Annotated in this window: 15 protein-coding genes; all 15 read right to left on the bottom strand. The window is 37.7% G+C overall.

What is annotated here, in order from left to right; genetic code table 11:
• Positions 1-145: 145 nt before the first annotated feature.
• The gene (qcrB, locus tag V7138_RS09855) at positions 146-820 is read right to left on the bottom strand and encodes a menaquinol-cytochrome c reductase cytochrome b subunit (protein WP_335396534.1); all 675 of its coding nucleotides are present in this window, start codon (positions 818-820) and stop codon (positions 146-148) included.
• 3 nt (positions 821-823) lie between these two features.
• Positions 824-1339, bottom strand: coding sequence for a ubiquinol-cytochrome c reductase iron-sulfur subunit (locus tag V7138_RS09860; protein ID WP_335396535.1), 516 nt, complete (start codon positions 1337-1339; stop codon positions 824-826).
• A 193-nt stretch (positions 1340-1532) separates the two neighbouring features.
• Positions 1533-1991: a YpiF family protein gene (locus V7138_RS09865; RefSeq protein ID WP_335396537.1), complete on the bottom strand. Its 459-nt coding sequence runs from the start codon at positions 1989-1991 to the stop codon at positions 1533-1535.
• A gap of 145 nt (positions 1992-2136) precedes the next feature.
• Positions 2137-2673, bottom strand: coding sequence for a ReoY family proteolytic degradation factor (locus V7138_RS09870; RefSeq protein WP_335396539.1), 537 nt, complete (start codon positions 2671-2673; stop codon positions 2137-2139).
• A 107-nt stretch (positions 2674-2780) separates the two neighbouring features.
• The gene (locus tag V7138_RS09875) at positions 2781-4034 is read right to left on the bottom strand and encodes a tetratricopeptide repeat protein (RefSeq protein ID WP_335396540.1); all 1254 of its coding nucleotides are present in this window, start codon (positions 4032-4034) and stop codon (positions 2781-2783) included.
• A gap of 19 nt (positions 4035-4053) precedes the next feature.
• The gene (locus tag V7138_RS09880) at positions 4054-4992 is read right to left on the bottom strand and encodes a hypothetical protein (RefSeq protein WP_335396542.1); all 939 of its coding nucleotides are present in this window, start codon (positions 4990-4992) and stop codon (positions 4054-4056) included.
• Positions 4993-5113: 121 nt separating this feature from the next.
• On the bottom strand, positions 5114-6412 hold the full coding sequence (gene aroA / locus V7138_RS09885; RefSeq protein ID WP_335396543.1) for a 3-phosphoshikimate 1-carboxyvinyltransferase: 1299 nt from the start codon (positions 6410-6412) through the stop codon (positions 5114-5116).
• 26 nt (positions 6413-6438) lie between these two features.
• The gene (locus V7138_RS09890; protein ID WP_335396545.1) at positions 6439-7551 is read right to left on the bottom strand and encodes a prephenate dehydrogenase; all 1113 of its coding nucleotides are present in this window, start codon (positions 7549-7551) and stop codon (positions 6439-6441) included.
• Between the two features lie 58 nt (positions 7552-7609).
• Positions 7610-8707 carry a histidinol-phosphate transaminase gene (gene hisC, locus V7138_RS09895; RefSeq protein WP_335396547.1) on the bottom strand — a complete coding sequence of 366 codons (1098 nt, stop codon included), beginning with the start codon at positions 8705-8707 and terminating at the stop codon, positions 7610-7612.
• 15 nt (positions 8708-8722) lie between these two features.
• Positions 8723-9532, bottom strand: coding sequence for a tryptophan synthase subunit alpha (gene trpA / locus V7138_RS09900; protein WP_335396549.1), 810 nt, complete (start codon positions 9530-9532; stop codon positions 8723-8725).
• Positions 9495-10727, bottom strand: a complete 1233-nt coding sequence (gene trpB / locus V7138_RS09905; RefSeq protein WP_335396551.1) for a tryptophan synthase subunit beta — start codon at positions 10725-10727, stop codon at positions 9495-9497. Before trpB ends, trpA begins: the two co-directional genes overlap by 38 nt.
• Positions 10708-11364, bottom strand: a complete 657-nt coding sequence (locus tag V7138_RS09910; RefSeq protein WP_335396553.1) for a phosphoribosylanthranilate isomerase — start codon at positions 11362-11364, stop codon at positions 10708-10710. The genes trpB and V7138_RS09910 overlap by 20 nt, the downstream gene beginning before the upstream one ends.
• A complete protein-coding gene (trpC, locus tag V7138_RS09915) occupies positions 11361-12125 on the bottom strand; it encodes an indole-3-glycerol phosphate synthase TrpC (RefSeq protein ID WP_335396555.1) in 765 nt (254 codons plus the stop codon). The genes V7138_RS09910 and trpC overlap by 4 nt, the downstream gene beginning before the upstream one ends.
• Positions 12115-13140, bottom strand: a complete 1026-nt coding sequence (gene trpD / locus V7138_RS09920) for an anthranilate phosphoribosyltransferase (protein WP_335396557.1) — start codon at positions 13138-13140, stop codon at positions 12115-12117. The genes trpC and trpD overlap by 11 nt, the downstream gene beginning before the upstream one ends.
• Positions 13133-14650, bottom strand: a complete 1518-nt coding sequence (trpE, locus tag V7138_RS09925) for an anthranilate synthase component I (RefSeq protein ID WP_335396559.1) — start codon at positions 14648-14650, stop codon at positions 13133-13135. Before trpE ends, trpD begins: the two co-directional genes overlap by 8 nt.
• Positions 14651-14928: the final 278 nt, after the last annotated feature.

Genomic DNA, 14928 nt, shown 5'->3' on the forward strand with positions numbered 1-14928 from the left:
CCCTCCTTTTTAGAGAATTTTCATTCAAAAGAGATTGTACGTATTTTTCATTATTTTTTTGAGTAAAACTCAAGAACATCTCAATTTAGATATTCTGTTCAAAATCATGTTCACTTTACACTTCATGAAGAAAAAATCTTGCATCCTATAGTGGACCAGAAATACCTTGACGACGAATCATGATAAAGTGAGCAGCTAGCAAACCAAATAATGCTGCTGGTAAGAAGAATACATGAATCGCAAAGAAACGTGTTAATGTTTGAGCACCAACAATTTCTGTGTGGCCAGCAATTAACGTCTTTAAGTATGGCCCTAAAATTGGAGTTGCATTAACAATATCGAGTGTAACCTTTGTTGCAAATAACGCTTTCATATCCCAAGGTAATAGATAACCTGTTAAACCAAGAGCTAACATTACAAAGAAAATTAATACTCCAACAATCCAGTTAAGCTCACGTGGTTTTTTATAAGCACCTTGGAAAAATACACGGAGAGTATGTAGGAACATCATAACGATTACAAGACTCGCTCCCCAGTGATGCATTCCACGAACAATTTGTCCAAATGCTACTTCATTTTGTAAATAGTAGACAGAATTCCATGCGTTGATGATATCTGGTACATAGTACATTGTTAAGAACATACCAGAAAGAACTTGGATGACAACAATAAAAAATGTTAGTCCTCCAAAGCAATAAACGAATGCGCTAAAGTGATGCGCTGGGTTTACGTGCTCAGGAACCTCGTGGTCTGCAATATCTGCCCATAGAGGAGTAATATCAAGTCGTTCATCAACCCAATCAAATATCTTATTTAACATTGATTACTTTCCTCCTATAGGATTTGGCTTTGTTTTACCTAAATATAAATAACCATCTTTTACTTGACTATCATATAAATCTAATGGGCCCATTGGTGGTGTTCCAGGCACGTTCTTACCATCCTTTTCATATAAACCGTAGTGACAAGGACAGAAGAAACGATCTGGGTTAGCTGGATCCTCAGCCCAAGAAACTGCACATCCAAGGTGTTTACAAACTGGTGACAACGCAATGATGTCGCCGTTATCATTTTTATAAACCCATGCTGAATATGCGACGTCTGATTCGTACCAAGCATCAACTTGATTTACTTTAAAATCAAATTTTTGTGGTTCGTTTGTTATCTTATCAACACTTACCACTTGTACCATGTCATGTTCAGCTTCAGGCTGAAGTAATGGGTCAATTGCAAAGCGGACCATTGGCATTAACATTCCAGCTGCCATGAAGCCACCTACACCAGTTAGTGTATAGTTTAGAAATTGGCGTCTTGATACCCGTTGTTTATTCTCGCTCATTTTTTTCCCCCCTCTATGCTAAGCTAAGTCCAATCCGGACATAATTGTACACATTAAAAACTAGGACATTCTCATGATATATCAATATTTGGTAGAGGTCAATAATAGGATTTGCCGAAACAATGGCAACTATGTGACTTTCTTAGGAAAAGTAAGGAATTTTTTATCATTATTCTTCCATAACGTTAAAAAATCACTTTTGCCAGATGTTTGTAAACAAGGTCACAAGCTGTTTCATTTGATCCTGTAGCATCGTTTGCTTATATTTTTCTTCTACATATTCAAGTGGTAAGGTGGGCAGCCAAATAAGTGAACCATTTAAGTCAGACTCTACTTGCTTCCAGGTGGTATCAGATGTGATAAAAATAGTGTGCTTCATCCCACCTTCAAATAAATCGCTAGTCCATTGATTCAAACGATTTTTTGCCTTTTCCAGCTCTTCCCCATTTGAATAGGTAAAGGCGGGAAAAAGTATGATTCTTCCTTTAAATTGTCGTTCAACTTCATTAGAAAGGATGGTAATGAACTCCCCCATTGAAACTGTATTTTTCAAATTTCCCTCAAGAGAAACTGGAATTAATGGAATAACAGCTGTATCAACATATTCCTTTGCTTGCAGATAGACATCCATATCCTTAGTTACCCATTTCATTATGTATGCTTCCTTTCCCATTAACTGTACTATGTCATTTGCGTTTACTTTACAGATTCAAAGCTAAACTCCCAAACTACCATACCATATTTAGGATAAATAAAAAAGACTGACACGCTGTCAGCCCCTAAATGACATTTCCCTATTATAATTGTTTAAGTTGTTCAGTCAGCCTCTTAAACTCTGTTTCATCCTGTTTGTCAAGCGCCTCATCAATTCGCTTTAACAGATGTTCCTTTTGAAACATATGAATGGATTCCTCAAGAAACTTTTTCGCAAGCTCTTTATCCTGTTCATTCACCTGAAGATGCTTCGGCATGTAAGGATTTTCTTCAAGTACAGCCACATAATTCGGAGAATGGAAGGAGGATCTGAAATTAAGTTGAATATAGATTTCTTCTTCCCTGTTAAGTCGAATATCATGGAATGATTTTTCAGCATCAGTTGTCATAACATTTTCCTTATAAAAACGGAAAGGTACATCATCTACACAATGCGTCGACATAATAATCCCTCGAGGGCAGTATTGGGCTTGCTCAACAAAGTGGACATTTTTCATGAGTTGGTCGTGGCTCATTAAATAGTTAAGTATCCAAACACACTCTCTTCTCTTTAGCTGATAATTATTCAGAAACCAGCGAATAAAATCTTTTTTCTCGTTGACAGATACAGGGGTAGTCATCGCGTGCTTCCCTCCTCTGCTAGTATTGAGTAAAATGAGTAAAAATAAATATACTGATATACTTCAACAATTACATCAAAATATCCTTCTAAACATTAAAATTTAGCTTACTCCAGTTCGGAAATTAATGCTTCAATCTCATATTTCATAGGGTCGAGCTTTAAGAGTTCTTTAAATACTTCGATTGCCTCTTGTCTCTTACCGTCCTCCATTAAGAAGTATCCAAACTCTTCTAAAAACTCTGGAGTTTCTTTAAAAGAAGTATATGCATGACGGTAATGGTTTAATGCATCCGAATATTGTTCTAATTTATTTTTTGCAAAGCCTAGATCCCACTCGAACCGTTCATCGTATTCACCATAGCTCATAACGGAATTAAGGCATTCCACGACATCTTCAAATCTTTCTTCACGCAATAAAAACTTGGATAGCTGTAGTGTTGCTTCAACATACCCTGGGTCAATTGCCACAGCTGCCCGAAGGTATTTTTCCGTATTTTCCTTGTCACCTAGCATCATAGATATTTTACCAGCGTAGAAAGTCAATTCTTTGTTTAGTGATTCCACTTCAAGCCCTTCTAACAATACCTTGTAGCTATCAGTTAGCATTGCTTCTTCTTCATATGCCTTTGCAAGATATAAGTAAAGTGAACCATAGTCTGGGTCGAGCTCCTTTAGCCGTTCGAGAACTTCAATTGCTTTTTTAAAATATTTCGCTTGATAAGCTGTAACACCAAACCCAAACAATGTATTGCTGTCTTCCTGTTTTTTAATGGCTTCCTCATAATACGGAAGAGCATCTTCAAATTTGCCTGTTGTACTATAACTTTCTGCTATGCGGGCGTTAACATTTACACCTGCTAATTCGTCATTTTCCTGTAGTACCTTCTCATAAAATGGTATACTTTTGTTGTATTCACCATGACTTGAATACAGTTCGGCTAAAGCAAAATCAATGATTGTTTCATTATTAGATTTTTCCTTTGCTAACAATAGCTTCTGTTCACTGACCTCAAATAAACCCTGCACTTGGAATAAATCAGCTTGTAAAACAAGGGATTCTAAGTATACGGGGTCATCCTCAGTAATTTGTTCTAAGATATCGATTGCTTCCTCTTCTAAATCAAGGTCAATTAGAATTTCTGCTAAAAAGACAAATAATTCGCCTTCGTCAGGGTACCGTGAAATCAGTTCCTCAACAATTTCTTTTGCATTCTGGGCAAAGCCCCACTTAAAATAATGCTCAGCGATTGTGTATTTTTCATCATCATTTGAGTATTCTCTAATTTTTTTTAAGGTTTTCAGCCCTTCTTCAACTTTTCCATCTTCTACTAGCTGAATTGCATCCTCTAATCTATGCATGAATTATTAACTCCTCTTATTATCTCTCATTCACCAATACATCCTTATCAAAGGATGAAACAAAAAACCCAGGTTTTTTTACTTTACATTCATTACCAAAGCCAGAACGAAAGTATACCTTGGCGTCTACTTTTGTAAAATTTCCCTTGTGCATGGTGATAGTAGGTATAAGTTTATGATAATCGAGAGTTGGCTTTTCATCAACTGAATAGCTTATTGAATCATGCTCATACAGATTATAATCCAATTCCCCACCAACACGAATATCGCCTTTATCCGGATAAATACCAATCTTTTTTAAGATATCAATAGAGAGTGGCTCATCCGTACTCGGGCAGACCGGGATTGTCGGGATCCGATTTTCTTCGGTAATCTCCTTCCAAATCATTTCTTTTCGACTGCTAGTAAAAACGGTTTTCTCTTTCATTTTCCACTCTGGAATGATTGGAATATGATAGGAATGATAAGATTCTCTAATCCATCCCCATGGGACCTTGTATACATCATCGAGTTTTTTTATCGTAACAATTATGACTGGGATTTTTTGTCGCCTGCATGCGACAAGGAATGATGGTGTTAAGCTTTCAAGTGGAACCCGGATGCCTAAATAATAGTCAACTGGGCTATTTAATAAAAAATGTCTTGTGTTCTTAAGTCGATTCGGTATTTCTTTTTCATTCTTTACATCACTCACGACAAGTAAGGTTGTACAACCTTTACGCAAATAATTTTCAGTCATTTCCTTTTTAAATGATTGAAATGATTGTTCTTGCGCAAAGGAGTAGTTCATCATAACATGTCCAGGTGTTAATAAATATTGTGATAAGTTCGTTTTCATATAAGAAAGTCTTTTGAGGTTTTCTTTCATATAATCAACTCGTTGATTTTTTATAAGAATCGAACAAGTAACGACCTTATTATTCTTTAGGACATTCGCTTTTTCTAATATATATGGCATCAAACCCCCCCTTTCGTAATCCCCTTAAGACAAGCTATGCAAAAAGTGGAGGATGTATGTTAGATATTCTTTTAAACGAAAAAAACCCATGGAATATCGTTTTCCACGGGCTTATAAATCATTATTTTACATCAATTAATAAATTTAGGTGTTCAAAGAAGCTTGGGTAGGAAACCGAAATGGATTCAGAATCTGAAAGAAACACATCACCATTTGCCATACAAGCTGCAACAGCAAGCATCATACCGATTCTGTGATCTCCATGACTATGAACATTACCACCGCTCAATTGTTTCTTTTCCCCATATATAATCATCCCATCATCGGTTGGTTCAATGTTTACACCGAGTTTGGAAAGTTCAGTAACAACTGTATCAATTCGATTTGTTTCCTTTACTTTTAATTCCGCTGCATCTTTGATAATCGTTTTACCTTGTGCTTGACTAGCTAACAACGCAATAACAGGAATTTCGTCAATTAGACGAGGAATAATATCCCCTTCTATTTCAATCCCTTTTAACTCAGAAGTCTGAATGGTTAAATCAGCAATAGGTTCATTATTCTTGATTCGTTCGTTTTCAATTTCTAAACGAGCTCCCATTCTAACTAAAACATCGATAATTCCCGTTCTGGTTGGATTCATTCCAACATTTTTTAACGTTATTCGACTGTTTGGCACAATTGCCCCTGCAACGAGGAAAAATGCAGCAGAGGATATATCCCCAGGAACTAGAATTGTAGTACCTGTTAATGGCTGACCACCTGTTAGTTTGACAGTTAGACCATCCTCCTCTACCTCGCATCCAAATGCACGTAGCATGCGTTCGGTATGGTCTCTCGATTTATGCGGCTCAGTAACAGATGTTACACCTGCAGCATTTAAACCCGCTAAAAGGATTGAGGATTTGACCTGTGCACTTGCTACTGGTGAAACATAGTCAATCCCCTGTAAAACGCCACCACGAATGGCTAACGGGGTAAAATTGCCATCTTCTCGTCCGTCTATTTTAGCCCCCATTTGGCGCAGTGGATCAGTAACACGTTTCATCGGTCTTTTGGCAATTGACTCATCACCAATCATGCAAGTATGAATCGGTACACCAGATAGAAGACCTACCATTAATCTAGTGGTTGTTCCCGAGTTGCCAGTATCTAATACCTCACTTGACTCACGAAGCCCACCGTAGCCAGTACCTTCAATTTCAACATGATCCTTATTCTGTGTAATTTTTACACCTAATTTTTCAAAACAACTTATCGTACTTAAACAGTCTTCCCCCAGTAAAAAATTATCGACAATCGTTTTACCTTGTGCAATGGCACCGAGCATAACGGAACGATGGGAAATTGATTTATCCCCGGGAATATCAATTGAACCATTTAAACCAGCTATATTTGTTCGTAGTTTTAGTGAATCCATATTACCACCCCTAAAAGCATTTTCCATTAACCGTTATATGTATCGTAACTGGTTTTGCTTTCAATACATATTTTAGCCTTCTGACGATCCTCGTCACTTTGAAAGCTTATTCTTAGTACTCCATAAATTTCCTCTCTCGTCTCGATAATTCTGATATTGGTAATACTAATTCTTTCTTGTGCAAGTAGTCCAGTAATTTCAGAGACAATACCTGGATAATCTGGAATATCAACATATAAATCATAGAAGGAAGGGATTGCACCTTTTGTCCGTGTTGGCAGTCCATCACGAAAATTTTTGGCATCCATAAAATACTCATATATATGTTCTGCATTACCATTTGCCACAAAATTTCGGATTTGTTCCATTTCGTCGATCCATTTATCAAAAAGGTCCAATAATACATTCCGATTTTGTAATAATATATCACGCCACATTGATGGATTACTAGATGCAATTCTAGTAATATCTCGAAAACCTCCTGCCGCTAATGGACGGACAAGTTCATTTTCTTTATCATATTTTTGTGCTTGATGAACGAGACTCGCTGCAACAATGTGTGGAAAATGGCTAATGACACCTGCCACTCGGTCATGCTCTTCAGGAGTCATAACAACAAAATTTGCTTTTGTACCATTTAACAAGGCTTTCAACCGTTCAACAGCTACATTACTTGAAGGTTTCTCGTTATTAGGTGTAAATATGTAGAAAGCATTCTCAAATAAATGTTCCTTTGCAGCAACAACCCCACTTTTATGGGAACCCGCCATCGGATGTCCGCCGACAAAGGTTACTCCAAGATTCCCAAAAATAGAATCCGCAGTTTGAACGATTTGTTGTTTTGTACTGCCCACATCTGTCACAATGACCTCTTTTTTTAATGAATAGGAACTTAGTTCATGAATAATGTTTACAGTTTGTTTGACAGGAACTGAAATAAAAATATAGTCACATGTATGTACGACATCCTCTAACTCAAATACGGCCTCATCAATCACCTTCAATGTTTTTGCAAGTAGTGATGATTCTTTATTACTGTCAAAACCATAAATTGTAGCATCCGGATGTTCCTTCTTGATTGCGAGCGCAATTGAACCTCCAATTAATCCAAGTCCAATTACAAGCACATTTGCCTTCATACCATCACCACCGAATATAGAAACAACTAATGGGGGTTACGTTCTAACCCCCATAGTCTTAGTTCTTTTGATTTTTAAGCATGTCTGTAAGGATTGCTATGAGTTCACTATTTTGTTCTTCTGTTCCAACTGTGATTCGAATGCTTGTCGGATAACCTAAAGCATTTCCTGAGCGGACAATAAAACCACGCTCCAGTAAATAGTGAAACACATCATCCCCTGGTTGTTCAAAATTAATCAAAATGAAATTTCCGAACGATGGATAATAAGTTAAATTATTTTCCTCGCAGAATGTATAGAACTGCTGCAGACCTTTTTTATTTTTTTCAACATATGCTGAAATAAAGTCCTGGTCATCCAATGCAGCCGATGCAGCAATCTGACCAACACGGTTGGAATTGAACGGCTGACGTACAGGTTCAATTTTATTAATAAAAGCACCATTTCCGATGGCATAACCAACACGTAGTCCACCAAGTCCATATGCCTTCGAAAAAGTTCTTAATATAAGCAGATTTGGATAGTCATTTAATAAAGCTACTGTATTCGGGTAATCCTCTTCATTAGCTGCAAACTCATAATAAGCCTCATCCATAACAATTAGTACATGGTTTGGAACCTTTTTTAGAAAAGCGTGGAGCTTTTCTGAGCTTACATACACCCCTGTAGGATTGTTTGGTGAGCATACCCAGACAATTTCCGTATTTTCATCGATTTGTCCAAGCATTCCATCTAAATTGTGATGGCCATCAATTAACTCAACCTCACGAACCTCTGCCCCTTCAATAATGGCATTATGCTTATATTGGGAAAATGATGGATTCGCCATGACTGTGTTTTTCCCAGGCGCAAGTAATGCAGTTGTAAGAATATGAATAACATCATCAGACCCATTTCCAAAAAGTAACTGTGTGCCATCTACACCTAAATGCTTTGCAAGTTTTTCCCTTAACTCTGTTGCATAGCCATCAGGGTAGATTGCGAATGAATCTAAGCTATTTTTTACTGCTTCTTTTGCTTGATCAGAGCATCCATATGGATTTTCATTTGAAGCTAGTTTCACAATTTTTTCTAGGCCATATTCACGTTTTACTTCTTCTATTGGTTTTCCTGGTTGATATGGTTTTAAATCTAATAACTGTTCCTTGACATTCATCTGAAGCTACACCTCTTAATTGTTGATAGGATCTAATACTTCACTTACAAATTTTTTGAAATGATATAAGGCGGTAGCTCTTGTTTCCTCATTCACTAATTCCTGTAGATGCTCTTCCACCTTTTGGATCAGGGCACTTCCCATAATAACCCCATCACAATGGTCTTTAAGTGCTTCTACTTGGGAAGCGTTAGAGATACCAAACCCAACTGCTACAGGTACACTACTATAGCGTTTAACCTCTTGTAAAAACGAGTATACCTCATTATTCAATGAATTTCGAACACCTGTAACACCAAGAGATGAAACACAGTATAAAAACCCTTGTGCATGTGATGCGATTTTTTCAATTCGACTTGAAGAAGTTGGAGCAACTAATGAGATAAATTTCAATCCCTCATTCTCACATTTTCTTCTGAGGTCTTCACTTTCTTCAAAAGGAAGGTCTGGTACAAGCAAGCCGTCTATACCATTTTGTCGCGCTAAAGCGAAAAAGTTTTCTTCCCCTAATTGTAGCACAGGATTGTAATAGGTAAAGATAATTACAGGAATTTTTAAACCTTTTTTTCTCATTTCTGATACAAGATTCATGGAATTTTCCAATGTAACCCCTTGTTTCAACGCTCGAGCAGAGGCTCTTTGAATGACAGGTCCATCAGCTAATGGATCGGAATATGGAATTCCTAGTTCAAGTATGGAAGCACCGGCGTCTTGTAAGGTAAGAGCAATTTCTATGGTCACTTCTGGATGTGGATCCCCCGCCACGATAAATGGAATAAATAATTTTTCAGCCTTGGGCAATCGGTTCGTAAAGGTTGTGTTCATGAATAGCTCCTCCTTCTTCTAGGTAAGACATGAGTGAATGGACATCTTTATCGCCGCGTCCAGACAAACAAACGAGAATTGATTCTTCTGTTGACATTTCTTTCGCCATTTGGATTGCTTTTGCCATCGCATGAGCAGATTCAATCGCCGGAATAATTCCTTCAATTCGAGTTAGCATTTGTAAGGCATCAAGTGCTTCCTTATCTGTTACACTTTCATATTGTACTCGTCCACTATTGGCAAGGTAAGCATGTTCAGGACCAACCCCTGGATAATCAAGCCCAGCAGATATCGAATATGGTTCTGTGATTTGACCGTGCTCATCCTGCAGAAGATACGTAAGTGCGCCATGGATGATTCCTTTTGTACCTTTTGTTATTGTTGCTGCGTGCAATGAAGTATCGACACCTTTGCCCGCAGCTTCCGCACCGACTAAACGAACATCATCCTTTAAAAACGGATAAAACATCCCCATCGCATTACTTCCACCACCTACACAAGCAACAACAGCAGTTGGTAGTTGGTTTTCCCGCTCTAGAAATTGTTGTCTTGCCTCATCACCAATGATTCGTTGAAAGTCACGGACCATTTTTGGATATGGATGTGGACCAACGACGGAACCAATCATATAGTAGTGGTCCTCACAATGCTGTACCCAGTATCGAATGGCTTCATTAGTTGCATCCTTTAATGTTTGGTTACCGCTTGTAGCTGGGATTACTTCTGCACCTAACAGTCTCATTCGGAAGACATTAAGTTTTTGTCTTTCGATATCCTCCACACCCATAAATACCTTACATTGCAATCCAAACTTTGCAGCAACTGTAGCAGCGGCTACACCGTGCTGTCCGGCTCCTGTTTCAGCGATTATCTTTTTCTTACCCATTCTTTTTGCTAGCAGAGCTTGACCGATAGCATTGTTTATTTTGTGAGCACCAGTATGGTTTAAGTCCTCACGTTTCAAATAAATTTTTGCTCCGCCTATTTCTTTAGTTAAATGATCAGCATATGTAATTGCTGTTGGCCTACCTGAGTATTCCTTTAAAATACGAATATATTCATTATGAAATTGTTCATCTCTGTATACTTCTTCTAACGCTGTTTCGATTTCTTCCAATGGCTTCATCAGTGTTTCAGGGACAAATTTACCTCCAAAATCACCGTATCTACCATTTTCATTCGGTACGTTCAACACATTTATCCACCCATTTCTCTATAGTTTGTATGATTGCGGGATCTTTTTTACCTTCATTTTCAATTCCGCTAGAGATATCAAATCCATCAATCTCATAGTTAAGGAGATATTTGATATTGGTTGCATCAATTCCGCCTGCTATGAAACAAGGAACACCCTGTATTCGTGCCTCCTGCTGATAACCTGGGATGGACTTCCAATCAAAAGAAACACCAGAACCACCCCACATATTTTCAACCTTTGTATCAACAACATATCCATCAGCAACACCCGCAAACTCCTTCATCTTCTTGAAACCTTGCTCATCATGATGGATAACTTTCCATACGTCTAAGCCGGTTTTGCTTTTAACTAGTTTAATAAAATCAACCGACTCTGTCCCGTGACATTGAATAACGGATAAAGATACTTTTGCCAATACCGCTTCAATTTCTTTTAGTCCAGCATTCACAAAGATTCCGACTGTTTTTTTATCCCGTATATCTACCTTATTCAACCACTCATTTACATGAAGGGGATCAACTTTACGTTTACTATTAGCAAAAATAAAACCGATATAATGGGCTTTACTTTCAGCAACTGCATGCACATCCGCAAGTGATTTATTCCCGCAATATTTAATGAGAGGTTGTGTCATACGAAAACCTCTCCAAACATCTGCTTTATCCCGATTCCAGGGGACTTTGCACGCATAAAAGCTTCACCGATTAATGCCGCCTTAGCTCCATATTGAATAATAGCCTTAATATCCTGTGGAGTGTGAATTCCACTCTCACTTACAACCAAACTATCTGATGGTGCATCTTTTGCAATTTGTTCTGTATGAATAATTGAAGTTTCGAATACTTTTAAATTACGATTATTAATCCCAAGAATTTTCGGGGTAAAAATGCTGCAAACCTGCTCTAACGTTTCCCGCGAATGAACTTCTACTAAACATTCCATTCCTCTTTCATAGGCTTCGCAATAATATTCATGTAGTTGATTAGGAGCTAATGCTTCTCCAATTAACAAAATGACGTCGGCTCCCATTTTTTCACTTTGCTCAATTTGCCTTGTATCTACAATAAAATCCTTACGTAGCACTGGGATGTTTACTTTTTTCTTAATGTCCATTAAGTAGTTTATTGAACCTTGAAAAAATGGTTCATCTGTTAAAACTGATATAGCATCCGCTCTAGCTTCCTCGTATTCAGTTGCAATGGAGACAGGATGGAAATCCTTACGTATTAAACCCTTTGATGGTGACGCTTTTTTCACTTCAGCAATGATCCCAAGCGAACGGTTTGGTTTAGAAAGTGCATCATATAAAGAATTTCTTTCAACCTCACAATCTATTTCAGGATAGTCTAAGTTTGCTACTTCAATTTTCTTTTGTTCAAGTATTTTATTTAGCATAGTACTCCACCTCGCGACTTCTTAGTTGCTCAAATTGATTTCTTGCAATTCCAGTAACAACCGCTTCCCTTGCCATCTCTACCCCTTCACGAATACTGTTTACTTTTCCTGAAATATAGATCGCTGCACCTGCATTTAATAACACAATGTTTGTAGCACTTTGATTAGCTCTACTATACAACACATCTCTCAACAGGTTTGCACTTTCAACGACAGAAGATACTTGAATATCTTTCATGTTTCCACGTGGCAGGTCGACATCCTCAGGGGAAAGGACAAATCTTGTAATCTCACCATCTTTTAATTCCACAATATCAGTTTCTGTTGTTATACTGCATTCATCTAGACCATCACGACCCGAGACAAATAAAACGTGCTCAGAACCTAGTTTTCCGAGAGCCTGGGCCATTTTTTCAGCATAATCTGTTGAATAAACTCCCAGTACCTGTTTTTTGCATCTAGCCGGGTTTGCCATTGGCCCTAAAAGATTAAATATGGTTCGAAACCCGATTTCCTGTCTTGGTGTAACCGCATGCTTCATTGCTGCGTGGTAAATAGGCGCAAACAAGAAGCTCATATTTCGTTTGTTTAATGCTTCTTTTGCTTCTGTCCCGGTTGATTGTATTTCAACCCCTAAATACTCTAAAACATCAGCACTACCGCTTTTTGACGATACCGCTCGATTTCCATGCTTCGCCACCTTTATCCCTAAGGAAGAAACAACAATCGCCGAAGCTGTTGAAATATTAAAGGTGGAAGCACCATCGCCTCCTGTTCCGCACGTATCAATCACTTGATCACTTTCATAATCTAACTGCATCATATGCTCCCTCATCGCTCTTGCAAAACCGGTCATCTCATCGACTGTTTCACCGCGGAAGCGAAGGATTGAAAGCAAACTTGCAATTTGACTCGCTGTAGCATTGCCAGACATAATCACGTCCATTACTTGATAGCTTTCCTCTTCTGTTAAAACCTCACCATTGATACATTTATTTAAAAGTTGCTTAAACATGAATATCCTCCTTTTGAAAAGCTTCTTCAGCCAATTGGATTGTTTGAATTAATGCACTAGCTTTATTAACTGTTTCCATCCACTCATGTTCAGGGACTGAATCTGCAACGATTCCTGCCCCTGCTTGGACATAAGCAACACCATCTTTAATGATTGCTGTCCGAATCGTAATACACGAATCTATATTTCCGTCAAATCCAATATAAGCAATGGCACCTGCATATAAGTTCCTAGCTGTAGGTTCGAGTTCTGAAAGAATTTGCATCGCTCTAATTTTAGGTGCTCCAGAAACAGTTCCTGCTGGAAAGGCCGCAAGTAAGGCGTCTAAAGGGTCAATTTTCTCATCTAATTCACCCGTTACCTTCGAAATGATGTGCATCACATGTGAGAACCGACCGACCTCCATTAATACAGGTGTTTTAACGGAACCAAATGTAGATACCCTTCCAATATCATTTCTTGCTAAATCCACTAGCATATAATGCTCTGCCTTTTCTTTTTCGTCTTGAAGTAATTCTGTAGCAAGGGCTTCATCTTCTTCCGTTGTTTTCCCTCTTCGTCTTGTGCCTGCAATCGGATGAATTTCAAGATGCTTATTATGAATCTTTATTAACCGTTCAGGAGAACTTCCGACAATTTCAATGTCATTAATCTTGATATAAAACAAATAAGGTGAAGGATTTACCATCCGTAAGACACGGTACGCTTGGAATCCACTCACAGAAATCGGAATTTCAAAGCGCTGAGATAAAACGGCCTGAAAAATATCTCCAGCTGTGATATAGTCCTTTATTTTAACAACCGCGTTTAGAAAATCTTGTTTCTCAAAATTTGTTTTAATATCTGTCACATTCGGTATTTCATGTAATTTTGGAAGCAGTAACATTTCACTTTGCTCTTTGTTTTGAATCATTCGTGATAAATACATATTAATTTTTGAGTTGGCATGTTCAAAAACAGCTTTTTGAATCCGTTTATCTTCATCACCATTTAATCGAATAAAATGAACCACAATTAATTCACGTGAATGATGATCTAAGGCTAAAATCGTTTCACAAAAGAAAAATTGGTAGCGCTCCATGTTTAAATCATTGTTTGAGTGTTCATCAACCTTTTCAAAGGTTGAGATTGCGTCATAGCCAATATAACCAACTGCCCCTCCGTAAAAGGGGATTTCGATATCAAGTGGTTTTAAGACGAGATAATCCTTGATCCAATTAAAGGCTTCCTTCATTGTTTGTTTTTTTACGAGGCTTTGTTGGTTTTCATTTTTCACGTAATATTGACCTTTATTTTCATCCAAGAACAGAAATGGCTTTAAACCAATGAATGAATACCGAGACCACTCGGATTCGTGATCCTTACTTTCCAGCAGAAAAGATGCTTCGTTTTTTAAGTTTTGAAAAATTTGAATGGGTGTCAACGTATCCACTAAGAAACGTTTGACGATTGGTATTGTCCGATATTGTTTCGCATCGGACTCAAACGAGGAAAAATCATACGTATTCAATTTGCTCACTCCTCCATGTAATATGGCGAATGAGGATTTAGGAGGTATATAAAGATTGGAATCGTTTTTTTGAAAAAACGATAAAAATAAACAACCCAAAGACACATACGTATCCTTGGGTAGAAGTAAACATAATTAACTCTGCTAACCTCAGCTAAACTCTCTCATTCTCATCTACCCTAAACTAAGCTCTAAAACTAACTCTAAAACTAAACTGAAAACTTACTAAACTCTAACTATTTCATTATTTTATCGTATGCATTCCATATTTGTCAATG

The organism is Bacillus sp. JJ1533 (assembly GCF_036965045.1).
Lineage (GTDB): Bacteria > Bacillota > Bacilli > Bacillales > Bacillaceae_L > Ferdinandcohnia.